The sequence below is a fragment of the Acidovorax sp. AC410 genome (genome assembly GCF_979253235.1).
This window is the reverse complement of record NZ_CEEDCG010000001.1, coordinates 4,995,574-5,021,074: the sequence shown is the minus strand read 5'-3', so window position 1 is coordinate 5,021,074 and position 25,501 is coordinate 4,995,574. Positions and strand designations below refer to the sequence as shown.

Here is a 25,501-nt window from a genome sequence, read left to right as displayed (position 1 = left end):
CCATGCAAACAGCAACATCCTCCTTCGCGGAAGCCGTTTTTTCCGGCTTGATGCTGTTCCTGGTGTTCTGTCCCTCGCCCGCAAGGCTGTTGCTGCTGTGGATAGAGCACCTGCGGGGCGCTCGGTTCGATTGGCAGGACTTGGCCAAGGGCGTGTGTATCCACGCCGCCAGCACGCTGGTATCGCCCGGCCTGCCCGCACTGCTGATCTACCAATGGTCCCAGTGCGGGCCCGGTTGTGGCAGCGGCGTGGTGTTCATCTTCATCCTGCCGGTGGCGTGGGCCCTGTTCTTTTGGGGCAATCGATCATTGAGGAAGGCACAAACGCGGGACGCGGCCAGCCCGCAAGGCGCGGCGGACTGAACTGGGTTGAGGCCTGGCACAGCAGTCCCTTAGACTGCCAAGCCTTCGCATCTTTTCACCCAGAACACCATGGCCACATCCCCCGTTCTTCACCGCCTGCTCGACCTGCAACAACGCCTGGCCGACCTCGATGCCGAGCAACGCCGGGCGGACGCGGATGACAGTGACGACGATGGCGAAAAGGCTGCCGACCTGCCACCGGCGACCCTGGAGGCCAGCCACCAGCTGATGTTCGCGCCCATCGGCGAGCGCTGGCATGTGCACTACCACGGCCCGGCCGCAAGCACCGGGGATACGGAGCAGCCCATCTTTGCCGAGCTGCTGGACGCGCTGGCCGAGCCCGCCGTCGCCCAGGCCCTGCACGCGCTGACCTTCACCGGGCCGGATGAAGGCGCCAACGGCACGCGCGAATGGGTGTTCACGCCGCTGGTCGAACGCGGCGTGCCCTTCCCCCACCTGCGCCACCTGGCCATCCCGCAGGCCGACAACACGGCGCACAACGCGGTGTGCATCGTGCGCGAGGGCGAGATCCTGGACGATGCGGGCGATGTGGGGCGACTGGTCGCGCTGATGCCTGCACTCGAATCGCTGGAGCTGCCCCAGGCACCCGACCCGGCCTTCTTTGGCGTGCCGCTGCCCGCGCTGCGCCGCCTGAAGATCGGCGCCGGCCACAACCCCAATGGCTTCATCGCCCACCTGGCGCGCCATGCCGCGCAGTACCCTGCCCTGCGCCAACTCGACTTCAGCGACGTGCTGGGCCCGTTCATGCAGCCCGAGGGCGACTGGCCCGCAACCCCGTTCGAAGACTACGAAGCGCTGTTCCAGTCGGCCGTGGGCGGCAAGCTGTGGGCCATGGTGCTGCGCAATGCGCAACTGACCGAGGCGCAGTACCGGCAGTTGCACCAGATGCGTCCCAAGGCGTCGCTGCAGGTGGCGCACAATTTCCCCGGCTGCTATGTGGGCCACTGGAACCCCCAGGGCTTTGCCTGGAAGCATCTGCTGGTGAACAACTGAGCCCGACAAGCATGCAGGCGGCAGGGTGTCTATGGCGTTTTCTGTACCTGCTGTACCCGATACACCCGCAGCTCGCCATCCGCGTGGGTCACCAGCAGCCGGCCATCGGCGCTGAAGGCCAGGGGGTACTGCGCCACGGTGCGGATGCGCTGGCGCACCTGGCCGCTGGCCGCGTCGATGGCGAGGAGCTCGCCGGCACGCGACGCCGGATGTGCGCGGCGCTCCGCGCGCAGGCCGTTGGCGCCGGAGGTGACGCTGTAGGCCAAATGCGCCGAAGGCAGCGGGCCGTCCGCCAATGACAGCATCGTGCCCGAGCGCATGTCGAATGTGCGCAGCCGCTGGCGCCCCTCGGTCCAGGCATTGAAGCGGGCCACACCCTGCGCCTGGTCGAATGCGAACCCCTGCAGGGTTCCATCCGCCGGGAGGCCCGGGTCGTCTGAAGGGGGCTGCAGCACGATGGGCACGCTGTCCTTGTCCAGGTCACGAAAGCGCGCATAGGGCGGCTGCTGGTCGGTATGCCAGGACCAGACCGAGCCGCCCACCTCCTGGAGTCCCCCCACATGCCATGGCGCCGCATCGCCGTAGCGGCGCTGCGCCTGCACCTGCAAGGACGGCACACCCAGCCCCACCGCGAGCAGGCTGGTGGCCGTGGGCGGGTGCTCGGACCCGCAGGCGAACCACAGGCCCTGGCCATCCGGCGCGAACAGCACTGCGTTCTGGATGGACAGGGAGTCGGCAAGGCACGGCGCCCCCGTGTGGCGGTACTCGCCGGCCAGCGCAAAGCCCGGCACGGCATACAGCCGCAGGGCGACCTGGTGGCGGGAAAACTGGCTCTGCACCCTGTCCCCTTGCGTGCGCAACGCCAGCCACCGTGCATCGGGGCTCCAGGCCCAGTCGGGTGATTCATGCACGCCCAGCTCACCCTGCAGCCGGTGCGCGAGCGCGCCCGTGGCCGCATCGATGACAATGACCTGGCGGTTGCGTGCCACGGCGATGATCCAGCGGCCATCGGGCGACACCGACGCCCTGCGCGGCGTATCGCGCAACTGCACCGGGGCGCTGTAGGCGTACTGGAGCAGTGGCTCGCCTTCAGATTCGTCCTGGGCGGGCGGCGGCGAAAACGCACGCTGCACGGCCAGCTGCAGCCGCCCGGTCGCGCCCGGCGCCAGCGCGGCCACCACCATGGGGACCAGCAGCGCGCCCGCCAACACGGCCGCGCCCAGCCTGCGGCCGCCCTGCGGTGTTGTTGACTGCAGCACTGGGCCCTGCGGGGCGGGCAGCCCCCGCGCGAAGACCCACAGCGCCACCGCCGCCCAGATGGCGTGCTCCAGCGCCTGGACGACCAGCGCCGAGGCGCGCTTGGGCCACGGCCAGCCATTCGTGGCGCTGCGGAACAGCAGGTCGATGCTCACCCCGGCCTGCACCCAGAGCACCCACAGGGCTGCGGTGGCCAGGGTTGCCCCCGCCACCGCCCGCAGCGGCAGCGCGGGGCGAACCTGCGCCATGCGGGCAAAGACCCAGGCGGGCAGTACCATCCCAGCCGCCACCAGAACGGGAACCAGGCCGGCCGTGGGCAACCAGAAATGGCCATTGAAGTCGCCCTGGTGCTGCCCCAGGAGGGGCAGTACGCTGCGCGAGAGGACGAGCACCACGCTCGACAGGCCCGCCACGGCGATTTTTCCCGCCACAAAGGCAAGGGACATGGCCACGGCGATGCGCCACCATGGCAGCGCTGGCAGCGCACGCCGCAGCACCGAGGTGTGCAGCAGCATGGGCACGGCCAGTGCCAGGGCCCCCAGCAGAGCCAACGCGAACGGTAGCCAGGAGGCAAGCGGATCGGCGGGCCGGACCTCCTTGTTCAGCGCGGTCCAGCCCACGGCATTCAGGACCGGCGTGGCGGCATTGGCAAGAATCCAGGCCAGCGCGATGCCGCGTGTCAGGCGCAGCGCAGGGGCGGCAGGGCTGCTGGCCACAGCGCCGGGGGATGAAGGTGCGTGTGCGAGGTTCACAGGGTTTGGTTTTTTCAGGTGGCACGTCCAGGCCGCCGCCACGGGACCGCGGCGCCTGCAGAAAGCAAAAGTGTCCGGGCCGTTTGTGAGGGGTGAATGAAGTGTGTGAGGGCCGTGTGAAATCCCGGGCTGGCGCCTGCACCGGTACGCCGCCGCAGGCTGCGCAGACCCATGACGGATGAGCAGAACGACAGCGCGAAGCAGGCGGCGAACTGCTACCAGCCCTGCATGCCCTGGTGCCCCCCCGCACCAAGGCGCAGTTGTCCTACCCGGCGCCGTCGCTGGTTGCGACACAGTGCATCCATGGAGAAGGATGCTGACATTCCGGCGCGCCCGTCGCGAGCGACTGCGGTGGTGCATGCCCTGGGCGCAGCGGCGCTGCTGCCCTGCATTGCCCTGCTGGCCGCCTGCCAGGGCAAGAATGACCTGAGTGCCAGCGGCTGCCTGCCGCTGCGCGCACCGGCGCAGGTGGTGCTGGTGCAGGAGGCGGGGCTGTACACGGTGCGCGACTCCAAAACACTGGTGTTGTCGGCCCACCCGCGCGATTCCGTGAACGATGGCTTTCACGGCACGCAACTGGTGCGCACACTGGCCCCGGGCACCCCGCTGAACATCGAACGGCTGCAGCAGGCCTGGGGCTTTGACGTGGGCAAGGGCCGCATCAGTGCCTTCGGCAGCCTCGCCGGTGGCGAGCGCTACGAATACGGATGGGGTGGCGGCAGCACCATCGGCCGTGCCCCGTGGGAGCCAACTGCGGTGCCCAGGCTGCGCACGGTGTCGTGTGGCGATTGACGGCAGCAAGCAAGCAAGCAGTCAACCAACCAAGCATGCAGACAGGAAAGGAGCATTCCATGAAGCGGTCCCTTTGTCCCGCCGCAGTCGTCACCGCGCTGCTTCTCGCCGCCGGCGCGCCGGCCCTGGCGCAGACGAGCGTGCTCTACTCCGCGCGCCCGGCCATCGGGCTGAGCGTGAGCGACAAGATGGCGGCCCGGCAGGCGCCGGTGGAGTTCACCGTCACCATGCCGGACGGCAAGACGAGCACGGCCACGGCAGAGCCCGAGAACGATGGCGAGCGCGCGGGCACCGTGCACTACCCCAGCGATTTCGGCAACGCCGGCACCCGCGTGGGCAACTACACCTGGCAGGCGCGCATGGGCGGCAAGGTGGTGCAGACCGGGCGCTTTACCTACCGGCCGTCGAAAGAGGGGCAGTTGCTGTTGGTGCCGGGGTGAGCCGAGGCATCCACACCGAACGCCCCCTGCGGCTCGCGGCCACCGAGCCAACAGGTGGCACGGCGCCGACCTGGCTTTAACCAGGCAGCCGCATGCCCCGGTGACGGCTACAGGTACATGTTCTGGTTCACCATATCCAGGATGGAGGCGCTGCCGCCCATCGTGCCCACCGCAAACACCTGCCACTGCTGGCCAGCACCTGGGAGGACGTCTTGCACGTAATAAATCTGTCCACCGGCAGTGTTGGCGGTGTTGCCGCCCGAAAACGAGAAGATCACCGCCTTGCCGTCGTTGGCTAAAGCTACCTCGCCGGCCACACTGGTATCGGTCGCCAGACGGATGTCGCCCGTGCCAAGGGAAGAACTCCCGTAGCGTATACCGATGTTCTTCCCAGTCGAAAGGTCCAGGCCCACAGCAGCGACTGTCGCGTCCACCGCAGCCATCAACAACGCGCCCGGTGCGCCGAGAAACCGCGAGAAATCGAACTTGCCGGTGCTGAGCACACCGTTCAGGGTGTCATTGCCATTGTCGGAAGCCGTTGACTCGAAGACATAGGTGGCGACGCTAGCGCCGGTGGTGATGGTGTCGCTGCCGGCGCCGCCGCGCAGTATGTCGGCACCGCCGTTGCCCGCCAGGGTGTCGGCTCCTGCCGTGCCCGTGAGCGCGTTGTTACCGGCATTGCCATTCAGGGTGACCCCGCCCGGCAGCGTTCGGGTGCTGGCGTTGATGTTCTCGCTGGTCGTGCCGGTGCTGGTTCCCGCAGCGCCGGTGGAGATCCAGAAGGAAGCAATGCCGTTGAAGTTGTCGTTGACCACCAGTGTCGTGGCCGCAGTCGATGCAAACACCACGCTGTCGTTGCCACCGCCGCCGGATACCGAATCGTTCGCGGCCTCCGCCGCAGTGTCGAAGAAGAAGCTGTCGTTGCCGCTGCCGCCGACGAGGGTGTTCGCGCCCGAGCCGCCGTGAAAGCTGTTGGTGCCCGCGCCCACGCCCTTGAGCGTCATGGCCTGGGACACCCCCCTCAGGTCGAAGCTGCCAGACGAGGTGTTCTTCGTGTCGCCCGAAAGATCAATGGTTATCACGCCGCCCAGGTTGAAGTCGCTGTTGATAACAATGCTGTGCGCATAGCTTGTCGCGAACTGGCTTCGCGCCGTGATCTGCTCCACGCTCGTCATGTGCGTCAGGTCGGACGCGGTCGTCAGGGTGATGCCGCCGTCGATCTCGGCGGTGTCGATGTCGCTCCCGCCATTGACCAGGTCGAGCAGCGCGTTTGCCGACAGAAACTCCGCCATCGACCCGTAGTAGAAGCTGTCGTCGCCGGCCTCGCCGTTGAGGGTGTCGGCACCGGCCCCGCCGGTGATGAGGTCCGCGCCTGCACCGGCGTTGACAGTGTCGATACCGCTGCCCAGCGTGATGGTGTTGGCCCCTGCACCGCCCGTCACCGTAAGGTTGCCCGTGGCGCCGCCCGCCGAAAGATTGCCATCCGCCAGTGCCACGCTGGACGTGGAGTTGCCGGCCAATGCCAGCGACTTACCGGCGGCCAGGGCCTGGGCGTCGATCGACTGTGCCGCACCCAGCGTGACCGCGTAGTTGGCGTTGGCAAAGGTGAAGTGCTCCACCGCCGCGTTCAGGGTCTCGCCACCGCTGAGCGCCGTGGTGAGGATGATCCTGTCGTTGTTGCTTGTGGCGCTGATGTTGGCGGGATTGAAGGTGTTGTACTGCGCCGCCGTCATGGTGACGGCGCCCGTCAGCGACAGGAGCTCGACCGTGCCGATGGTGGCGCCCGCGATGTTTGCGCCGTCGGTGGCTTTCAGCAGGTCGGCACCGTTGGCCAGGTTGTAGGTGCCCGTGAACGTGGCGTTGCCCACGTTGATCGTGGTGGCGTTGGCACCGCTGCCAGTGACCTTGGTGCCCGCCAGCACGGTGACCGCGTTCGGGCCAGTTGCGGAAACGATGTAGGTTTCGATGCCGGCCTTTGCAGTGACGGTCCCGCCCGTGGTGATTTCCACCGAATCCGTAACCGGCACGGGGGCACTGACCGTGGTGAAGCCCTCGTGCTGTAGCTGCGTCATCTTGATCGCGCCGCTGAAGCTCAGGATCTCGGCCGTGGTGGCGGCCCCGCCGTTCACGCCCGACAGGTCCACGCCAGACCCCACGCTGAACCCGTCGGAGGAGGCCTGCAGGTTGTAGTTGCCGGTCGCCACCATGCCGGTGTTGATGACCACTGTGGTGTTACCCGAACCGCCGGTGACATTGACGGTGCCATGCGCGATGGTGACGGTGTTCGAGGCGCCGGCGTTCGACACCTTGTAGGTTTCCACATCCGCGCGGGTGGTGAGGGTGCCGCTGGTGGTGATGGTCACGCTGTCCGAGGAACCTGGCGCCGCGATGCTGGCCAGGGCGTCGTACTGGGCCTGCGTCATGGTGATGCCGTCGGTCAGCGCAAGCTTGTCGGCCGTGGTGGCGGCGCCGCCGTTGACGCCGGTGATGTTGGCGCCGTCAGTGGCGACCAGTATGTCGTCGCTGGCATGGGCCAGCGCCCAGATGCCGGTGGCTGCGGCGCCGGCAATGTCCAGCGTGGTACCGGTGCTGGACGGGCTGCTCACGCCCTGCCCTGGGGCGCCCAGCGCCACGCTGTTGGCAAAACTGCCCAGCGCGAAGGATTCGATGCTGGCGGCCAGCGTGCCACTGGCCTGGGTGGTCAGCGTTACCACCTGCGCACCCGTGGTGCCGTTGACCAGCGCGGCCTGCGCCGCCGTCATGGTGTAGTTGCCGGTGGTCAGCACAATGCTGTCGATACCGGCGACCGTGGTGGCCGAGATATCGGCGGGCGCGGCGCTGGCGATCACGCTGTCTGCACCGTTGGCCTTGAGCGTCGCGGCGACGCCCCCGCCCAGGGCGCCCAGCGTGTCGCGCACGGTGGTGGTGCCCCCATCGGTCAGCGTGCCCGCCGCCCCGCCGGTGCCGATGCGCCCGATGGCCGCCTGCGCGGCCGTGAGGGTGTAGTTCTGCCCGCTGGTGAGCGCAAAGCCGGTGACCCCGGTGGCGCTGAACGCGGTGAGGTCTTCCCCACCCGCATTGGCCACCACCAGGGCGGTGCCCGCGCCGGAGAAGGCCTTGCCGCCCGCCAGCGCACTGCCGATGGCCAGCGTTGTGCCCGCGGGCACGATGATGCCGGCCAGCGGGCCGACCAGCGTGGCAGTGCCCACGCTGCCGCCGCTGCTGGTGAAGGTGAAGGTGCCGCCCGCCTCGCTCACGTCGATCTGCGTGCCCGCGCTGGTGAACGATGCGGTGTTGCCCGCATCCTTGGTCACCGCGAACACCGGTGGCGGGCCGCCACCGCCTGCGATCGGAGCCAGCGGCTGGTCGAGCACCAGCTTGGCCGCGGCCACCGAGGCCGGGTCCTGCGTCACGTTCTCCAGCACCTTGGCCAGGGCCGCGAAGTCGGTTTCGGTGCGGCCCGCGATCTGGGTATGGTAGTAGGCCACCTCGGCCTTGTTCTCCAGCAGCGCGCGTGCTGCGGCGTACTGCGCCGGCACGGTGGGCGATGCGAGGGCCTGCACGGCGGCGAGCATGATCTGCTGCGGCGACGTACCCGTGTTGAAGAGGTCCGCCGCCAGGCGGTGCAGCCCTGTATCGGCCGCCAGGCCCATGCCGGCCAGGAACTGGGTGGCGAAGGCATCACCCGCCATGCCGGCGGGGTAGCGCGCCTGGAACTGCGGCAGCCCCGCCAGCGCCAAGGCCAAATCGGGCAGGCTGCGGCCCAGGTCTTCGTAGACCTTTTCCACCAGCGGCATGTAGGCACTGCCGGGGGAAATGCCCAGCATGCTGATGACAAGTTTGATGAGCAGCTTCTGCTCTTGCGTACTGACCGCCATGGGGCTTCTCCTGCAGGCTTATGGTTTTGTATGGGCCGCGGAGATGCGGAACAGTGCTCTGATCATAGTGGCGCCATGCTCCTGGAATGCCCCCTGAACAGGTAACAGTGGCAGGCTTTACACCCGATCATCGTCGTTCGCCCTGCCTTGGCTCCAAAAAAGGCAGACCCATTTCTGGCATGGCGCAATACACTGCGAATGGATCCCATTCATACTCCTTCCTCTGCGATGCGCCCTCTCCGGTACTCCATCAACCTCACCCTGGACGGGTGCTGCGACCACCGCGCCATGCCTGCGGACGAGGAGCTGCACCGCCACGCGGTAGCAAACCTTGAACGGGCCGATGCCCTGCTCTTCGGGCGGGTGATCTACCAGATGATGGAGGCCGCGTTCCGGCCAACGGCATCGATGGAGCCCAGGCCCGGCTGGACGGACCCGTTTGCCCGGGCCATCGACGCGGCAAAGAAGTACGTGGTGTCGAGCACCCTGGCGCGGGCCGACTGGAACGCGCAGTTGCTGCACGGGGACGACCTGGGCGCCGCCGTTCAACAGCTCAAGCAGCAGCCCGGCGAGGGGCTGTTCACGGGGGGCGTGCAGCTCCCGATGGCATTGGCGCAGCTGGGCTTGATCGACGAGTACGAGTTCGTCGTACACCCCCGGCTGGCGGGCCATGGGCCGACCCTGTTCGCGGGGCTGTCGAAGCATGTGGACCTGGAGCTGGTGGACCGGGTGGAGTTTGGCTCGGGGGCCGTGGCGATGCGGTATGTGCCGAGGAGGTAGCGGGCAGACTTGAAGAGGCAGTGGGCCTTTGGCAGGTCAACGCCGCGCGGACGGCCCCTGCGTTTTCAAAGCCGGTCCCAGGTGTTGACTGCCGTGCTGCCAGGCAAGCGCGTGCAGGTTCATCCACCACCGCAAGCCCGCCGAGCGCTACTCCTGCAGACGCCCTTGCTCCCTTCTTGCGGCGAGGGCCAAAGGCCAGGACTGCTCTTCACCTGTCAATGCACCAAACGGGTGGGGTACACACGCCATATGGCTGACAGTTCTTCGGTATATCTTCAAAAGACAATTCAAGAAGAATGGGTGCGGGCCACGGAACGCAACGGACACCCCCACAACACAGAAAAACGGTTCCGTCATCGGGAGGGAGAAACCAAACCACAAGCATTTGACAACGAACGCTTGCCGCATTCGCTGCTGCTCGCGCGCACCCGTTAGCGGGCGGCGCACGGCAAGGCGCCAGGCACCACCTTCTTTTCCTTGTTTTTGTATTTACTTCACCACCGTTCGAACTCCCGCGTCTGCATGTCCTCCATCGCTGCATGGCGGAGAGCCCGAACGAGCCACATCGCATGAAAATCCAGCGCCTTCTCTCCCTCTCCATCCTGCTTCCCCTGGCACTCGTCACGGGTTGCGCAACCAATACCCCGGCGCCCGCCAGCAAGCCTGTGGCCCAGGTCCCCACGCTGACGGTGAAGCTCGACTGCGGCAGCTGCCAGGTCAACCCCAAGGTGCCCTCCCTTCTGGTGGACGGCTACAACGCAGCAGCCGCAGAAGCCGGTGCGGTGGTGGTCAAGGACAAGCAGGCCACGGTGACCATCAAGTCCTACGTGGCACGCAATGACGCAGCCCGCTTCCTGGCAGGTGCGCTGGCCGGCAAGGACGAAATACAGGCCGAAGTCGCCTACCAGGATCAGAAATTTGCCGTGGAAGACTACTACCGCAATGCATGGCTGGGCATTGAGCCCCTGGCCAAGAAGATCGGCGAGATGACGTTCGAGAAGCTGAAGTAAGGGTCGGGTCACCTGCAAGGCAATGGCGCCGACTCACCATTGCTTTGCATCCATGGCCAGAAGCACGCTGCCGTCAACCAGAAGCGAAGGTGTGAACCAGGACTGCTGAATGTGAGATCCATCTGGAACGTATTCAGCGACCCGCAGTGGCTGAGCATCAGCCCCAGGCGCCCGTCCACGGGCCACCCGCTCTGCAGCCCCTTCCATGGGGCGTTAAAGTCAGATGCTTATGCCTTCGCCAGATTCGACAACCGCCTTGCACCACTTCACGGGTGCCCAGGCCCAAGCCGCTGAACCCAACCCCAATGCCGCGCAGCCAGAAGGGGTGAAGCCAGACGGCGATCACAGCCACAGGCTGCTGCTGGGCCTGAGCCTGGTCCTCATCGCCTGCAACCTGCGGCCGGTGTTTGGCAGCCTCTCCGTGGTCTTGCCCGAAATCATGCGCGACACCGGTCTGTCGGCCGTGGGTGCCAGCCTGCTGACCACCTTGCCCATCGTGTGCCTCGGGCTGTTTTCTGCACCCACGCCTGCCCTCGCCCGCCGGTTCGGGCCGGAGCGGGTGCTGCTGCTGGCCCTGCTGCTCATCACCGTGGGCACCATGCTGCGCGCCGCAGGCACGCTGGCGCCGCTGTTTGCGTCGTCGGTGCTGGCAGGGGCCGGCATCGCCATGGGCAATGTGCTGCTGCCGGGCCTGGTCAAGCGCAGCTTTGCCCGCCACACCGCCTTGATGACCGGCCTCTACACGCTGGCGATCTGCGCGGGCGCCGCATCGTCCACGGCCTTGACCGTGCCGCTGATGGTGGGGGCATTCGATGGACACTGGGCCTGGGCCCTGGCGTTCTGGGCACTGCCCGCCGTGCTGGTGCTACTGCTCTGGGCACCCCAGGCGTGGCACACCCGTGCCCAGCCCCTCGACACAGCGGCTGGGGGCGGCGCACTCTGGCGCGATCGCCTGGCCTGGCAGGTAACTGCCTTCATGGGCCTGCAATCTGCCCTGGCCTTCATCGTGATGGGCTGGCTGTCGCCCCTGTTGCGGGAGCGCGGCATCGGCAGCGCGGACGCAGGCTACATCGTGGCCGTGTCGATACTGACCCAACTGGTCACCTGCCTGCTGGTGCCCTCGTTCGCCGCCCGCTGCCGCGACCAGCGGGCGCTGGCCGTGGGCATGAGCGCGTTGATCCTGGTCGCCTTTCTGGGCCTGATGGTCGGCCCGCTGGGGGGCCGCTGGCTCTGGGCCGTGCTGCTCGGCTGCGGCCAGGGCGGTGGCTTTGCGCTGGCCCTGAGCCTGATCGTGATGCGCAGCGGCAATGCCCAAATCACAGCACAGCTCTCGGCCATGGCACAAGGCTGGGGCTACCTGCTCGCCGCTGGCGGCCCCCTGCTGGTGGGTGTGCTGCGCGAGTGGACGGGCGGCTATGCGGCCAATACCTGGCTGGTGGGGGTGCTTGCAGTGGCCATGGCCTGGAGCGGTTGGGGGGCTGGGCGCCGCATGCTGGTTCAGGCAAAGGAGTGACCGGCTTTGCTGGACGTGAGAAGCTGGGTGCAACGATCTACGCAGACTGGCCAGAAGCAATCGTCTATTTGAAGCTGTATCGCCCGCCTGTACTTTTTACATCGGTATCTTTGAAAAAGCTTATGAAAAGACTCATCTCTGCTGTGGCTCTGTGCCTGCCCCTGCTCGCTTGGGCAGGCGAGCTTTCCCTATCGTGCATCGGCGAAGAGTCGGCCAGCTGCCCGGTGGTGGTGGATGTGACACTGCGGCAGGAAAGGCTCACGGCAGAATTTCAGGTGGCCACCGCAGGAGGCGGCACGTCCACCACCACCACCTTGAATTTTTGCGGCTACCCGGGAAGCGCCGCAAACGTCTACTACGGTGAATGGGTAGCCCACCAAAAATGCGTGGTGGGTGGGAAATTTCGCGTACTCAACGGCGAGCTGACCAAACAACAGTTGGCAGACGGCGTGATGAGATTTGAAATCCACACCGGGATGGCCTACTGCGACAACTCGATAGGGTCCGCGCGATGCTCTCTGGTGACCAGGTGAGGGGTTCGGTATATTCCTGCTTTCTCATTGTTCACGGGCGCGCATGTCATCGAAAGGATTTTCATGGATGCTTTTGACCATGCAGAAAGAAGACAAGCAGCGGCTACAGCCCTTGGGGCCTTGATTGGGCTTGTGCCTGCCGCCAGTGTGTCTGGAAACATTTTTGTGGCGATTCTCGCGGCTCTCGGCACCGGGTCACTTGCCGGTGGTGCCGTGATGATATGGTGGCTGCTGACGGCGGAGGGAAGCGCCTATCTGCTTGCAGAGTCTCGCTTCTCAGGGCGCTCCACCTCGCGTGTCTACATCTGGCTTGGGAATACACTGCCAGGTGGCATTTTTTGGGCGATTGCGGTTTTCTTGCACGCCAAACTCTAGGTAATCTGAGCCTCGGGTCTGCGGCATGACAAAGGCCAGGATGTCTGCGCCGACAAGCCCTGCCCGCCCGCGCAGTTCGGTCGCTGCTGAGCAGCCCCTTCTCGTCGAAGGCTGGTGGAGCCCGTCACAATCAAGGCCCGCCCCCGCCTGTTCGAGACACCGACCTTTTTCACCATGGATAAATTCTTGCTGCAACAGCAGGTGCTGCAACGGCTCGCCGAAGACCTGCTGCAAGCCGAACAGGCCGTGCAGGCGGCCCATGAGACGGCGACCCACGAAGAAAACGTCGCCGAAAACAAATACGACACCTTGGGACTCGAAGCCGCCTACCTGGCCACCGGCCAGGCCCGGCGCGCGCAAGCCATCCGCCAGGCGATGGCCCATTGGCGCCAATGGCGCCCGCGCCCCTACGACGCCAGCCAAGGCATACAGCTCGGCGCGCTGGTCTGCCTGGTCGATTCCGACGACACGCAGCGACTGCTCTTTCTCGGCCCGGATGGGGGCAGCATGCAGTTGGTCAGCGGTGCTCAGCCCGTTCAGGTCATCAGCACCGAAGCCCCTTTGGGCAGGGCCATGCTGGGCAAATGCGAGGGTGATGAGGTGTCGTTACAGGGCGCCCCCATCCGACCGCAGTTTGAGGTGCTGTGGGTGCAGTAAGCCGCAGGCAAGTTCGCGCCGAATGGGCCGAGGTCAGCGGACGTTCAGGCGTGTTGACCGTACACTCAGGGGGTCGGCATCACCGGCAGCAAGCGCTGCAAAGTGGTCGCTGAAGATAGGCGGCGCAAAGTCAGCTTTGGGCCCAAAGCCGCCGTTCGCTCTTGCCCAAAGCAGACGTTGGGAAATTACTGCGAAAACGGCACCAGTTTCCACAAAGCCGGCCAAGAAAATTTGGGACTAACTTCAGGCTGCCGGCCGCTTGCGACCAAAAGATGCCGGTCGTGAGGCCCTTTAAACACTCGGCCGTCGACATTTCCACCCAACTTGACAAGGCGGTTTGCGACTTCAATTCGTCGCCACCTTAAGCGAGGTCCAACGCGTTTTGGAATTTCGCCCCTCATGCATTTGCGCTCAGTCAAAAGAAGTTGCCGCAGATGACGCGACAATTCAAGAACGTCCAACTTTCGCCAACGAATGTGCAATACTTGAACGGTCATTTTTGCGTTTCTACGTAGCTGCGAATGTCTGCTTTTGGCCGGTTTCAGCCCTTGAACTCTCGCCAGGCATCTGCGTGGCGCCGCGACGATGGGCCAAGTGCTGCAAGAAACTGTGGGAGCACGTTCAGTTCACTGGCCGAAGCGACTAGCCCCTCGATGAACCCTGTGGCCGCTATGGTCACCAAGGCTGTATCACCGCTCTCCATAGCGGTTTCAACAAGCAGCAAAGCCCGCTGTGTCTCAGCGGCAGCTGGATTCGTCGAGACGTCCAACAACCGTTTAGCGAAGCTCGACAAGAGCGTCGTCTCTGGTGGCTCCTGCGGCGCCCAGCACTCTTTAGCCTCGTGCGAGACTGGGCTCAGAACCGGTGAGCTGGCCAGCACCTCAATGAATGCGCGAGTGGATGTATTCATGCAGGTAACCTAGTGTGCGGACGTCTGGTTGTGGCCGGTTGCCGTCATGCTAGCAGCGGTTGCAGCAGGTCCGCAGCAATCACACATTACGCGGACTGGTGCAGCGAACTTTTTTCATAGAAGGCGTCTCGAGCCGTTGCTAGAGGGGCTAGGACCGCTAGTAGCTCACACGCGAGGCGCCGCGGCAGTTCCCACGACGGATGACGCATATCAGCAAGCGATGCGACAGCCGTTGGACCACCGCTCCTCGCCTCCGGCGGAAGCGACCTTACGCTGTCCCGAAGTCTCTCAACCGCCAACTTCTGCTCTGCTGTCACTTGCCCCAGCGGGTCATCAATCAGCTGAGTCGGCTCGAGCAAAAAGTAGAAAAGCTCCCCCGAAACTAAATAGCTTCCTTGATCCAGGCAGCAGTCCTCCGGACTCATTGCAAGTGACCGAGCGTGTCCCACATACCAGTCAAAATCACCATAAAACGACTCTAACGGTGAGACTGGCCCTTTGGGCGAGAGGTTTGACATAGAAGTCCCAAATGACCGCTTCTGACAGATGGCAGCCATCGTATCAGCGGCTGCCACCGGCCCCTTGCGGCCACCGCTTCAGGACGAGCGCGTCTTGCCGATAACCAGAAGGTTACGATGAAAAGCCTACTCGTTCTGCTGCTGGTCAGCGCCTGCTTCCAGGCGCAGTCCGCCAACCTGCCTCTCTGCGACAAGGCGGTGCGTTTCAGTGCGGCTTGGTTCGCCGACCCGGAAGTGGACAACGCCAAACCAGCCGCCGAACTAACGAAGATCGGCGCGGGCGCCGGCCGCAGCGGCACGCAACTCGGCCACGTCGTTGTCGAGACCAAGCTGGCGGTGATGCCGCAGACCAGTTGCCAGGGCGTCGTCGTGCGGCTGGATTACATCAAACCGGTGCTGCGCGTGGCCAGCGAGCTCCCGCCGGGCAGCTGTGCCTATGCGCACGTGATGAAACACGAGCAGACGCATGTGCGCATTCACCGCGACATCGCGCGCCAGTTCCGCGAGCTGGACTATCCCTGGGCCTCAGGCGGCAACAGCGCGGGCATCCTGGTCTACGCGAAACAGGAACTCGACCGCCTGATGCAAGCCCAGGTGATGTTCGACAACCCCGAGGAATACGCCAGCAACTTCAGCGCGTGCGGTGGTGAGATTGCGCGACTGGTTAAGCCAGCGGCGTCTACCAAGTCGGGGCAGACACCGGGTTGAGGCAACCGCCTTCCGCGAAGGCTGATTGGTCGCGCCTTGGGCTGAACCAGACTGATGCCAACGGTCAGGCTTGCCGCCGCCGAGACCGGAGTGAGCCACCGCGCCGACCTTCGACTGCGTCACTTGTCCCGCACCCGCACCCAACAGGCGTGTGGGTAAAGAGCCACTCGCGTGGCTCACGGGGTCGTCGGCACATGGGTCAAAAGCGGCTTACTTCTACATCGGCGCCAACACTCTGACCGATGGCAGCCATCGTACACGCGGCAGCCACGGGCCCAAAGCTGCCTTGCCAAGAGACTTTGAGGGCATGCTGCGGGGATGCGTCACGTCCTGCAAACCGGCCTTGCGGCAGCCAGGCCTGTGCCCGTAACTTCCAGCCTACACGTCGCTTCGATCTTGCGAGTAGAGAATTGGATGGAGCTTTGCGCAAGTTGCCGCATGGTCAGTTCGCCGCCGACGGTTCTGAAAGTTCCTGACAGCACGCAGTTGTGGCCGATTGGAAGCCAACCGCCAGGCTGGCCGCCAGAGGTGCTGTTGCCGCACCATTCGAGTTCGGTCCATCGGCCACTGCCGTCTGCGTTGAGCTGGCGGAACCCCGCTATCAGTCTTTCTTTGTCGAGCGTCACATCGACAACCACAGGGCAGTCGTCCCCCTGACTGTCAATGCACGCCACAGTCACCTTGTCCGGTCGTATGGGGAACAAGGGCGTAGATGTGCACACTGCAGACTGGCCTGCAGAACTGCAGTGGACCTGGCTCCTGCGGGTTTCAAGCACCAGAGATGCCTGCGCCATCTGTCGCTTGGTCAGTTCTCCATTTACTGGTCGAGATCTGCCACTCAGCGCGCAGGTGGTGTAGCTCGGGTCACTGAGCCATTGCAATGGCTCACTACTTACTGAGTACGGGGTGCACCACGTAAGGTACACGCGCTCCACCGATCCATCGGCGTTGCGCTGCCCGTCGAACGATGCGACGAGGGCCTCCATGTTTGGGTTCAGGTTCACAGCCATGGGGCAGTCGTCCGAGTCTTGACCGATACAGGAAATTTCCAACTCGGCAGCGCCCGCGATCAATGGTGCGCACAGGGCAAGGGCGACAAGCAGGCATTTCATTCAAGCTCCTGGTAGGTTCTGGGCTGTGCGGTGCCCTTGTCACCAGCTACCCGGCTGGTTGAGGTGCCATCACGGACGGCCGCTTTTGGCCGCAAGCCGATACTGCCACCGACCCCTCACCCCCACTCATGCAAGCGCGCAGGCGTTGTCGCCGTCCCATGCTGCGCCATGTCGTTCGCCCGGTCCAGCACATGCCGCACCATGGCCTGGGCCAGGGCCTCTTCTGCGAGGAAGACGGTGGTGCTGCCGTTTTCTTCCTCCAGCAGGCGCGCCTCCTGCTCGTTGTGGCTGCGGATCACGGTTTCGATGGCGGGGTTGAGCAGCCGGGCCGTGGCGATCATCTGGCGCACCTTGAGGGTGTCGGGCGTGGCGATGACCAGCATGGCGGCGCGGGCGATGTGGGCCTGGATCAGCACGGCGGGCTCCACCGCGTCGCCGAACACGGCGGCGATGCCCTTGGCGCGCAGGGCCTCGACCAGTTCGCGGTTTTGCTCGGCCACGACGAAGGGCACGTCGTTGGCGGCCAGGGCGGCGGCCAGGCGGCGGCCCACCTTGCCGTAGCCCACCAGCACCACCTGGTGCGCGAGGAATTTGGCGTGGGTAGTCATGGGCAGCTCGGCCAGGGGGTCGTCGCGCTCTTCCAGCCGGCGCGCCAGGGCCGAGCGGGTGCGCAGCCAGCCTTGCAGCGGGGCGATGGCGTGGAACAGCATGGGGTTGAGCGCCATGGAGATCAGTGCGCCGGCCAGCACCAGGCTCGTGCCCTCGGCCGGCAGCAGGCCCAGCGATGCGCCCAGGCCCACCAGGATGAACGAGAACTCGCCTATCTGCGCCAGGCTGGCCGACACGGTGAGCGCGGTGTTGAGCGGGTAGCGGAACGACAGCACCAGGGCGGCGGCCGCCAGCGTCTTGCCGACCATGATGATGGCCACCACGGCCAGCACCTGCAGGGGGCGGTCCCACAGCACGGCGGGGTTGAAGAGCATGCCCACCGAGACGAAGAACAGCACGGCAAAGGCGTCGCGCAGGGGCAGGGATTCCTGCGCGGCGCGGTGGCTGAACTCGGACTCGCGCATCACCATGCCTGCGAAGAAGGCGCCCAGCGCGAACGACACGCCGAACAGTGCGGCCGAGCCGAAGGCGATGCCCACGGCTGCGGCCACCACGCACAGCGTGAACAGCTCGCGCGAGCCGGTGCGGGCCACCTGCCACAGCACCCAGGGGAACACGCGGCGCCCCACCACCAGCATCAGCACCACGAAGCCACCCACCTGCAGCAGGGTGAGCCCCAGGGTCTTGAGCAGGCCCGAGGCATCGGCGCTGGCATCGGCCCCGGTGCCGCCCAGCACGCCGGCCAGCGGCGGCAGCAGCACGAGTACCAGCACCATGACCAGGTCCTCGACCACCAGCCAGCCGACGGCGATGCGGCCGGTATACGTCTCCAGGATGCCCAGGGTTTCGAGCGCGCGCAGCAGCACCACCGTGCTGGCCACCGACAGCGACAGGCCGAACACCAACGCCCCGCCCAGGCCCCAGCCCCACCAGTACGCCAGGCCCATGCCCATGAGGGTGGCCACCACGATCTGCACCACGGCCCCGGGCACGGCGATCTTGCGCACGGCCAGCAGGTCACCGAGCGAGAAATGCAGGCCCACGCCGAACATCAGCAGCATCACGCCGATCTCGGCCAGTTGGCTGGCCATGGCGGCATCGGCCACGAAGCCCGGCGTGAACGGCCCGATCACCACCCCGGCCAGCAGGTAGCCCACCAGCGCCGGCAGGCGCAGCCGCGTGGCGACAAACCCCAGCGCCAGCGCCAGCCCCAGGGCGGCCGCAATGGTGTTGATGAGGTTGACGCTGTGGGGCATGGTGGTGAAAGGCGGTAGTGAAAGTGGATGGGTGAGCTCGCCTGGACACACGCAGGCAAATAGCGTGCCTTTGTTCACGCTTTGTTCTGAATATCTTATAACCGCAAGCGCCAGGGACGCAAAAATCAAGGGCAATACCAGGCCCTGAAACCCATCACTCACCCCCTCCTTCCATGCCCTACCCGACCAGCACCCTGCCGCCCGAACTCTCCAGGCGCGCAGCCTTCCCCCTGCAAACCACCGCCACCGTCGGCCCGCGCAAGTTCTTCGCACTGGCCGGCCTGGTGCTGGCGCTGTCGCTGGCATCGCCCGCACCCTCCTGGGCCCAGCAGGCGGCGGCACCGGCAGCCAAGGCTGCGCCCGCGCTCACCCAGAGCTACCACGATCGCGTGGAGGAACTGCAGGACCAGGTGAACGAGGGCAAGCTCGCCGAAATCCGCGCTCGCATCGTTCCCACCACCGAGCGCAAGGTCTTCGACGTGGACGATGTGAACGACTCGCAGACCTGGTGGCAGTACCAGGACGACACCACCTTCGTCCACATCGAGAACGGCACCGGCCGCACGATCACGGGCCTGGTGCTGGACTTCTGGGTCGACAGCTGCTCCCAAAAGGCGAAGCCACCCAATACCGTACACGTTCTGCTCAGGAAGCCCCTGCGCAAGAACGCCCAGGCAGTGGTGGTGGTACCGCCGAGCAAGCTACTGCACACCAAGAACGAGGTGAGCTGCCTGAGTGTGCGGGGGGCGTGGGGCGGATAGGCACCAGCGTCCGTGCAACGCCCCAAGCCGTAGGCACGGGACGCACGCTCCCCGGCTGCCAGGCGCGGGGGACTGCACAGTCCGCGCAGGGCCACAGGACGGCGGGCAGTCCCTACCGAGAATCAAAGCGACTTGTTCACGACCTTCTTGAGTTCGCCAAGGCACGCAGCCTCATTGGTGAAGGTGTAGGTGACTGTGAGGAAGCCCGAATTCGGACCCCTGGCTGCCGCTGTAAGGCCGATCACCCCCAGGTCATTGGGAAGGCTGATCTGCCGGACTCCCTGCTTGTCGGGCCCGGAATTCCAGTACACCGAAAGCGAGCGTTCCTTTTTCAGCAGGGCCATCATCCAGTCGTTGGACTCGCCCCATATGCTTCCATGGCGCAGGAAATCGAAATCGTTCGTGGGCTTGCCGTACTTCGCAGCCAAGGCCTCCTTGAGTGACGCGTACTCGCTGCGCAGTTCGCCGCCGAACACGCTGGTGGCGATGGTTTTTCCAACCCCAGTGATCCGACACAGGCCCGTGCCAGTTGCCACCGTATAGACATAGGACTCGAATGCCTCGTGAGGGTTGGGTGCGGTATCGGACCGGAACAGGCCGGCCTGCACGGGTTCTTTCAGCGGGATGGCCCGGCCCAACTCTTCCACCGAGAGGCCCATCTTCAAACCAAGCGGCCCTTCCCAGGGTCCCTTGGCAACCGGTGTGGAAGGAACCGGCGCAACGGGTGATGGCTGCGCACCCACAGCACCGGTTACCGCCAGCAGCGCGGCACAAAACCACAGTTTCATCTCTCTCTCCTTTGTTGAAAAGCATCCACGTCTATCGAGCACCGGGGCCCGGTTCCGGCCCAACGCTGCCTCATTCATCCAGCCATTCTCTCGTGATGCACTTGTGCGTCGCAGCATTCCGCCAGGCAGCAAAGCCATCTTCTCGCAAGCGCCGCCCACGACGCGCGCCATCGCTGCATTCAGGGATTCGCGGCCACGAAGTTGCGCGGACTACCGGGCCGGCTGCGCCAGCACACGGCAGATTCCCGATGCACACGCGATCTGCAACTGCTTGCCGTCGGTGCAGGCTGCCGCAAAGAGCGTATCCACGCCTGCCAGGCCTGTTCTCTCCACCTGGGGGGCTTCCTGGCACTGCTTGTCTTTGGCCAGGGCCTGTGCGGCGGCGATGTCGGCATCCTGCAGCGACACGGCGGGAACGACAGGCAGCACGGATGCCGGGTTGCGGATCTCCCGGATGCCCCGCTCTGCCATGTGCCGGGCCATGGCCCATATCTGGGACCGGGTGGCATCCACCGGCAAACCCAACCCACGCCCCGGAAAACCGGCGTCCGAGACCGCGAGGGTGTATTTTTGCACCAACCACAGCAGGTTGTTGCCGTCGATGGGCAATGCGCGCGGGTAGGTCAGCGCGTTGTCGCGGTTGGCATAGAACTCGATGGATTTGATCCACAGCGTACCCGCATCGCTGTAGGCGGCAAGGGACTGCTCCAGCAGGTTGCTGGGCAAGCCACCTGCTTTCTGCTTGTACACCGCCAGCGCACGTGCCAGGTCGAGCACGGCGGCCTGGTAGTCACGGTAGGACATACCTACGCCCAGACCTGCCTGCATGGAACCGAAGGCCTGCTCCAGCGTGTCGATGGCCGCATCCTTGGGGGCCGCTGCAGTTGCGCCCATGGCGGCCTTCAGGCATTCCAGGCGCTTGTCGGCGGCCTGGACGGCGTTGCATGCCTCAATCAGCACGACCGAAGTCTGGGCGTGTGCAGCCCCTGCCCACAGAAGGACTGCCAACGCGGCGGTGTACTTCATCCTCATCCGTCTTCCCGTTCCATTGTTCCAGGCATCCTGCCCCGAAGGCCGGTCGTTTGGCTGACCAGCGGGCCCGAGCAGGTATCATTGAGTACCTGCACAGCTTGGATTCGCGGATCACTCCACGAACACCATCAAAATAATAGCGCCAAACGCAAGGTTGGCGCTGTCTGCCCGTAGCTCAACTGGATAGAGCAATAGCCTTCTAAGCTATAGGTCGGGGGTTCGAGTCCCTCCGGGCAGGCCACAAGTCCCAAATGAGATTTCACACTCCTGCGATTCTTGGGGAAGTTCCACGGAAGAAACCGCCTACATTTTGACCGGGGCCCACGGCTCCAGGCCAGCCGCCAGCGCAGGCCAACGCGGTGTGCCGGTCGATTTTGGACCCGGCCAGCATGTTGCATAGGTGCAGCTGCTGACCCCAGGAGCTGCGTGGGCTTGTGCGCAGGTGTAGCCCATGGCGGCCTGCCATGCGCGGAGGTCGCTGGGTGTCATCGCGCTACCTTCCATTTTTTCGGGGGACTCCAGCCAGCCGCAGTTGGTTGATCTGCCCCTGCACGGCGAATCGGTTCGCCCCAACAAAAGCGCGATGGCCCGAGCTGGGCGCCCGCGCAGGTACTCGTCTCGCAGTCGCATCAGGTCGGCGGCAGTCCATTCCCCACGCTGCAGCCTTGGCAAGCTCACGCCGCGCATCCACGCCCAGCCTAGCCTCCGCGATACCTTTTGTGCCACGCGGCCAACTCGCACCTTATTCAGAATTTGAACACCTATTCATGGTGCCATCCCATGGCGATGGATTGCGTCGTTTAGTCAGCTCAGCAGACAGTTGATCCAAGCTCTCATGGCTCCGTAGTTTGCGCTCAGGTCTCTGCCGGTGTCGCGGCCCATGCCCAGTCAAAGGCCCCGTATTACTAAGCCACCAACTCAACTATTTCCCATAGCGATTGCTCAGGCAAACCTTCCTCGAAGATTCCGGGCTGGCTCCAGTCAACCATCAACAGCAGGTGGCAGAAAGATTCGCTGTCTACCAGAGCTTGGCCCAGATGCTGCGGACTCACGCTTTGTCCGATTGCCCACAGCTCCGGCGCTTCCTCACGGGACAGTTCCATAGCTCGGCGCGCATCCAGCGGATTTGCATCCACCAGTTGCTGCAGGCGCTGGGCTAGCAAGGATCGGTGAAGTGAAGCGCCTGGCACTGATTCGGTTTGCACGGCGAGCACCTTCCGCTGAGATTCTGTGAACGGGCCGGCCGGAAGCCAGGCTGTCGAGGAATTTCTCATGCACATGCTCCTTTCGTTGTAGGTACTATCCTGAGCGGCATCATGCCTGTCGACAAACAAAATCGGACTCCCATGGCACTTCTCGATTCGATATTCTCTGGCGCGAAGGTCTTCCTGCGGGAGATCGTGAGTGTTGCCAAGGACGCCGTTCATGCGGTGCTGGCAGAGATCGACAATTCAGCGTTTGGTCGAGCTGCAACGGAGCTGGTCAAAGGCGTGACAAAGCGCCATTTCAACACTGCATCTGACTTAGCGGAAGAAGAGCGAGAGTTGGCGGAAAAAAGGCGGCGCGATGGGAGGTGGACGGATAGCGATCTGGATCGACTAAGAGAAATTGAAGAGGAACGCGACCGGTTGCGTCGTGAGCTTGACGCTGCCAAAGCCGCCCGTGCGGCGGCGGAATTGCGTGAGGCCCACGATGAGGTGGTTGTAGCAAATGTCACCGGCGACGAAGCAGCGGCTTCGGTTGGCATCCTCGCTTCGAAGGAGTGCAGTCGATGCGGAGGAACTATGCGCATCCATCTCGGAAACCTGGACACAAGAGCAAACCGACAAACCTTTTTCTGGAAATGCAGCGCGCTGAATCAGCTGCCCTGTCCAACGGAGAAGCTTGATCCTGAAGCTGAACCTAGCTCCGTGCTGCGGCGACCCGACGCGGATTTGGACGGGCCACGAAAAGCCAGAGAGCAAGTTTGGACTCGTCCCGATGTTCTAGCAAACGCACACGGTCGACTGCGGTCAGGGCTGGATGAGGCTGACGAGGAGATCGTCTGCCCTGCTCATCTGCTGCCAATGAAGCTCTTGCCCAAGGCTGGCGCCGGAGGTCGGTTGTTGGATAGCTATCAATACGTCTGCTTGGGGGTAAATCCAGACGGCCGGGCGTGCAACCACAGTGTTCCAGTCAAGAGCTTTCCGCAGGTCTCCGCCGCTTTGCGCAGGCGGGAAGGACGAGGAATTATTGACGGCTAGTGTTGCGCCTCCCTGCCGGTTTACCGCAGCGAGGAGGTAAGTTCGACAGGTTTGCGAAATGCAAACTATCTATTGATTTCGGAAAATCCAGACGGACCAACCATGGGCGGATACAACAGCGGCAGACGCTGCGGCAAAGAATGCACAGATGTTGTGCGGTCATTGGACGTACGCCAAATTCAAAAGGGAGGGTTGCTTTTTGCAGGCGCCACGTTCGATTGAAATTGGCTTCGGAACGGGACAACGCAGGTAACCATCAATATCGCCGCGCAAGAACGCAGCGTGGTTCTCTGCTACCAACAGCGCTGGCGTGGCGGCGAATGTCGAAGCTGCTCCAACATCGTTCAACTCGATTGGACACAGTGCAACTACGGAGGCCAAAGCGCATGGTGGGTATGCCCACGATGCAGCAGACGCGTAGCCCTTCTCTACAGTGGGCAAGGCTCTTATGCGTGCCGGCATTGTTTCAATCTTGCGCACAGGTCTCAGCGTGAAACGGTGGAGGATTTGGCAGCCCGCGGAGCAAACAAGGTGCGCAAGCAGCTGGGTTGGAGCGCAGGCATTCTCAACGCTCCTGGCGGCAAGCCGAAGGGGATGCACCGGCGCACCTTCGAAAAGCTAAGTGCCGCTTACGATCAGCATGCCATGCTGGCACTTACAGGCATGTCCATGCAGTTGAACACGCTAACGGACAGGCTCCGGCGGATGAAATAGTGCCCGTTCCGGCAGCGCGAATAAGGGCATGGTTCTGAGTGTGTGCAGCTCGCCACACCGCAGACGCTTCGGAAAATTACGGTACTTATGACGGTATTTACTCCATTCGGAGCATTGAAACCTAGCATCAATGCGGGTTTTACGTGATTGTTTCAACTCCTCCGGGCCAGATTCATCAAACGCCCACACTGGCGCCCCGCGCGCGCAGCCGTCAGCCCGGCAACGCCACCAGACGCCAGTCGCCTACGCCCTGCCATGCGACGTCCGCATCGACCTGCAGGGAACACGGCGGCAAGCCCCCGGCGCCCAGCACGCACACCGACAACAGCACCGCATGGCCGCCCGCCGTGGCTCCGTGCCATGCCCTGGCATGCGCCAGAACCTGCCCCTGGCCGGACTGCCCGGCGGGCGCGCACTCGATGCGCCGGATCGCCGCGAAATCCACCCCCGTCCCCGTGCATTTGAAATAGGCCTCCTTGAGGCTCCAGATCTGCAGGAAATGGCGCTGGCGCGCGGGGCCCTCGTCCAGGGCCTGCAGCTGCGCCAGCTCGCCTGGCGCGCAGGCCATGGCGGCCAGGGCGAGCACGTCACGCCGGCCTGGCTGCGCCAGGTCTTTCACCTCCAGGTCGATGCCCACGGGTTGGTCATGGCCCATGGCACAGGCCAGGTAAGCGCCGCTGTGGGACAGGCTCAGGTGGATGGCGGCCGCTGCCTGCGCGCCGTGGTGCTGCGTGTTGAGGTGCGGCGCCCGGCCCTCGGGGGCATCCAGCCGCCAGTCGCCGGCGCTCGTGTTGCTGCCCATGGCCAGCAGGTGGCGCAGGGCGTAGCGGCAGGCGATGAACTCCTCGCGCCGGGCCGGGTTCTGCATGCCGGCCAGCCGCGCCTCTTCACTCCCGGTCAGCCACCCCGGTGCCCGTTGCCGGGCGCCAGCCGCCAGAGGGGCCTGCGCGGCGAGCAGCAACTGCAGCGCCGGGGTGGAAGTCGTCACTGACCGAAGCGGACGTAGGTGCCCTTGAAGGTGACGCCGGTGAGCATGCTGCCCGCGTGGCATTCGTAGTTGACCGGGTCCTTGTAGACCTTGCCTTTGAAGCTGCTGTGCAGATCCACCACGGCGTTGGCGCCGCGCTTCTTGGCGAACTCTTCGAGCGAGATCAGCGTGGACAGGGCCACCCAGTTGCAGGCTTCCTCCTTGCTCTTGCCGCCGGACGAGGTCCTGCGGTTGGCGGTTTCTTCGCCGATGGCGGTGCCGCCTTCGGGCGTGGGCGCGCCCGACAGGTAGAACTTGACGCTGCCGTCGAGCTTCTTGAGCTCCAGGCCCAGTTGCACGGCCTCTTCCAGGGGCAGCAGCAGTACCTTTTCTGCGTGGGCTGCGGTGCTTGCGCCCGCCAGTACGGCCAGTGCCAGGATCGTTTTCTTGATGCGCATGCTTTGTGTCCCTCTCTTGGGTCTCTTGACGGATGAATGGATGGATGGATTGCTCGACCTGC

The 25,501-nt window shown here is 64.7% G+C and carries 24 protein-coding genes and 1 tRNA gene; 15 read left to right on the top strand and 10 right to left on the bottom strand.

Features of this window, described 5'->3' with window-relative positions; genetic code table 11:
- The first annotated feature begins 2 nt into the window (after positions 1-2).
- Both AC0IZS_RS23185 and AC0IZS_RS23180 read left to right on the top strand, forming a co-directional pair.
- A complete protein-coding gene (locus AC0IZS_RS23185) occupies positions 3-362 on the top strand; it encodes a hypothetical protein (RefSeq protein WP_471637803.1) in 360 nt (119 codons plus the stop codon).
- Between the two features lie 69 nt (positions 363-431).
- Entirely contained in the window at positions 432-1,376 is a 945-nt protein-coding gene (locus tag AC0IZS_RS23180) for a hypothetical protein (RefSeq protein WP_471637802.1), read from the top strand.
- Between the two features lie 29 nt (positions 1,377-1,405).
- Here the strand turns inward: AC0IZS_RS23180 and AC0IZS_RS23175 are convergent, their stop codons facing one another.
- Positions 1,406-3,385, bottom strand: a complete 1,980-nt coding sequence (locus AC0IZS_RS23175) for a hypothetical protein (RefSeq protein WP_471637801.1) — start codon at positions 3,383-3,385, stop codon at positions 1,406-1,408.
- Between the two features lie 303 nt (positions 3,386-3,688).
- On the opposite strand from AC0IZS_RS23175, the gene AC0IZS_RS23170 reads away from it, so the two are divergent.
- Positions 3,689-4,177: a hypothetical protein gene (locus AC0IZS_RS23170; protein WP_471637800.1), complete on the top strand. Its 489-nt coding sequence runs from the start codon at positions 3,689-3,691 to the stop codon at positions 4,175-4,177.
- A gap of 59 nt (positions 4,178-4,236) precedes the next feature.
- A complete protein-coding gene (locus AC0IZS_RS23165; protein ID WP_471637799.1) occupies positions 4,237-4,617 on the top strand; it encodes a hypothetical protein in 381 nt (126 codons plus the stop codon).
- 107 nt (positions 4,618-4,724) lie between these two features.
- Here the strand turns inward: AC0IZS_RS23165 and AC0IZS_RS23160 are convergent, their stop codons facing one another.
- The gene (locus AC0IZS_RS23160) at positions 4,725-8,495 is read right to left on the bottom strand and encodes a beta strand repeat-containing protein (RefSeq protein ID WP_471637798.1); all 3,771 of its coding nucleotides are present in this window, start codon (positions 8,493-8,495) and stop codon (positions 4,725-4,727) included.
- Positions 8,496-8,723: 228 nt separating this feature from the next.
- Between AC0IZS_RS23160 and AC0IZS_RS23155 the strand changes: the two genes are divergently transcribed.
- The 7 genes from AC0IZS_RS23155 to AC0IZS_RS23125 all read left to right on the top strand — a co-directional run bounded on the left by AC0IZS_RS23155 (position 8,724) and on the right by AC0IZS_RS23125 (position 13,363).
- Positions 8,724-9,275 (top strand): dihydrofolate reductase family protein, encoded by a 552-nt coding sequence (locus tag AC0IZS_RS23155; RefSeq protein ID WP_471637797.1) that lies wholly within the window; start codon positions 8,724-8,726, stop codon positions 9,273-9,275.
- A gap of 249 nt (positions 9,276-9,524) precedes the next feature.
- Positions 9,525-9,710 carry a hypothetical protein gene (locus AC0IZS_RS23150; RefSeq protein ID WP_471637796.1) on the top strand — a complete coding sequence of 62 codons (186 nt, stop codon included), beginning with the start codon at positions 9,525-9,527 and terminating at the stop codon, positions 9,708-9,710.
- A 134-nt stretch (positions 9,711-9,844) separates the two neighbouring features.
- Complete coding sequence (locus AC0IZS_RS23145; protein ID WP_471637795.1) at positions 9,845-10,285, top strand: hypothetical protein; 441 nt, start codon at positions 9,845-9,847, stop codon at positions 10,283-10,285.
- A gap of 256 nt (positions 10,286-10,541) precedes the next feature.
- Positions 10,542-11,798, top strand: coding sequence for a CynX/NimT family MFS transporter (locus AC0IZS_RS23140; RefSeq protein WP_471637794.1), 1,257 nt, complete (start codon positions 10,542-10,544; stop codon positions 11,796-11,798).
- On the top strand, positions 11,795-12,331 hold the full coding sequence (locus AC0IZS_RS23135; protein ID WP_471637793.1) for a hypothetical protein: 537 nt from the start codon (positions 11,795-11,797) through the stop codon (positions 12,329-12,331). Before AC0IZS_RS23140 ends, AC0IZS_RS23135 begins: the two co-directional genes overlap by 4 nt.
- 63 nt (positions 12,332-12,394) lie before the next feature.
- Entirely contained in the window at positions 12,395-12,706 is a 312-nt protein-coding gene (locus tag AC0IZS_RS23130; protein ID WP_471637792.1) for a hypothetical protein, read from the top strand.
- Between the two features lie 174 nt (positions 12,707-12,880).
- Positions 12,881-13,363, top strand: coding sequence for a GreA/GreB family elongation factor (locus AC0IZS_RS23125; protein WP_471639562.1), 483 nt, complete (start codon positions 12,881-12,883; stop codon positions 13,361-13,363).
- 541 nt (positions 13,364-13,904) lie between these two features.
- Here the strand turns inward: AC0IZS_RS23125 and AC0IZS_RS23120 are convergent.
- A complete protein-coding gene (locus AC0IZS_RS23120) occupies positions 13,905-14,273 on the bottom strand; it encodes a hypothetical protein (protein ID WP_145699142.1) in 369 nt (122 codons plus the stop codon).
- Between the two features lie 635 nt (positions 14,274-14,908).
- On the opposite strand from AC0IZS_RS23120, the gene AC0IZS_RS23115 reads away from it, so the two are divergent.
- On the top strand, positions 14,909-15,499 hold the full coding sequence (locus AC0IZS_RS23115; RefSeq protein ID WP_471637791.1) for a hypothetical protein: 591 nt from the start codon (positions 14,909-14,911) through the stop codon (positions 15,497-15,499).
- Positions 15,500-15,822: 323 nt separating this feature from the next.
- On the opposite strand, the gene AC0IZS_RS23110 is transcribed toward AC0IZS_RS23115, so the two are convergent.
- Together AC0IZS_RS23110 and AC0IZS_RS23105 are read right to left on the bottom strand one after the other, a co-directional pair.
- A complete protein-coding gene (locus tag AC0IZS_RS23110; protein ID WP_471637790.1) occupies positions 15,823-16,611 on the bottom strand; it encodes a hypothetical protein in 789 nt (262 codons plus the stop codon).
- A gap of 116 nt (positions 16,612-16,727) precedes the next feature.
- Positions 16,728-18,476 (bottom strand): cation:proton antiporter domain-containing protein, encoded by a 1,749-nt coding sequence (locus AC0IZS_RS23105; RefSeq protein WP_471637789.1) that lies wholly within the window; start codon positions 18,474-18,476, stop codon positions 16,728-16,730.
- 173 nt (positions 18,477-18,649) lie between these two features.
- Between AC0IZS_RS23105 and AC0IZS_RS23100 the strand changes: the two genes are divergently transcribed.
- Entirely contained in the window at positions 18,650-19,237 is a 588-nt protein-coding gene (locus AC0IZS_RS23100; RefSeq protein WP_471637788.1) for a hypothetical protein, read from the top strand.
- 122 nt (positions 19,238-19,359) lie between these two features.
- On the opposite strand, the gene AC0IZS_RS23095 is transcribed toward AC0IZS_RS23100, so the two are convergent.
- Together AC0IZS_RS23095 and AC0IZS_RS23090 are read right to left on the bottom strand one after the other, a co-directional pair.
- Positions 19,360-20,025 (bottom strand): hypothetical protein, encoded by a 666-nt coding sequence (locus tag AC0IZS_RS23095; RefSeq protein WP_471637787.1) that lies wholly within the window; start codon positions 20,023-20,025, stop codon positions 19,360-19,362.
- A 210-nt stretch (positions 20,026-20,235) separates the two neighbouring features.
- Positions 20,236-20,985 carry a hypothetical protein gene (locus AC0IZS_RS23090; RefSeq protein WP_471637786.1) on the bottom strand — a complete coding sequence of 250 codons (750 nt, stop codon included), beginning with the start codon at positions 20,983-20,985 and terminating at the stop codon, positions 20,236-20,238.
- Positions 20,986-21,221: 236 nt separating this feature from the next.
- Between AC0IZS_RS23090 and AC0IZS_RS23085 the strand changes: the two genes are divergently transcribed.
- A tRNA-Arg gene (locus AC0IZS_RS23085) sits at positions 21,222-21,298 on the top strand.
- 664 nt (positions 21,299-21,962) lie between these two features.
- Here the strand turns inward: AC0IZS_RS23085 and AC0IZS_RS23080 are convergent.
- Positions 21,963-22,331 carry a hypothetical protein gene (locus tag AC0IZS_RS23080; protein ID WP_471637785.1) on the bottom strand — a complete coding sequence of 123 codons (369 nt, stop codon included), beginning with the start codon at positions 22,329-22,331 and terminating at the stop codon, positions 21,963-21,965.
- Between the two features lie 72 nt (positions 22,332-22,403).
- On the opposite strand from AC0IZS_RS23080, the gene AC0IZS_RS23075 reads away from it, so the two are divergent.
- The gene (locus tag AC0IZS_RS23075) at positions 22,404-23,300 is read left to right on the top strand and encodes a hypothetical protein (RefSeq protein WP_471637784.1); all 897 of its coding nucleotides are present in this window, start codon (positions 22,404-22,406) and stop codon (positions 23,298-23,300) included.
- A gap of 925 nt (positions 23,301-24,225) precedes the next feature.
- Here the strand turns inward: AC0IZS_RS23075 and AC0IZS_RS23070 are convergent.
- On the bottom strand, positions 24,226-25,002 hold the full coding sequence (locus AC0IZS_RS23070; RefSeq protein ID WP_471637783.1) for a 4'-phosphopantetheinyl transferase family protein: 777 nt from the start codon (positions 25,000-25,002) through the stop codon (positions 24,226-24,228).
- Positions 24,999-25,439 carry an excinuclease ATPase subunit gene (locus AC0IZS_RS23065; protein ID WP_471637782.1) on the bottom strand — a complete coding sequence of 147 codons (441 nt, stop codon included), beginning with the start codon at positions 25,437-25,439 and terminating at the stop codon, positions 24,999-25,001. The genes AC0IZS_RS23070 and AC0IZS_RS23065 overlap by 4 nt, the downstream gene beginning before the upstream one ends.
- Positions 25,440-25,501: the final 62 nt, after the last annotated feature.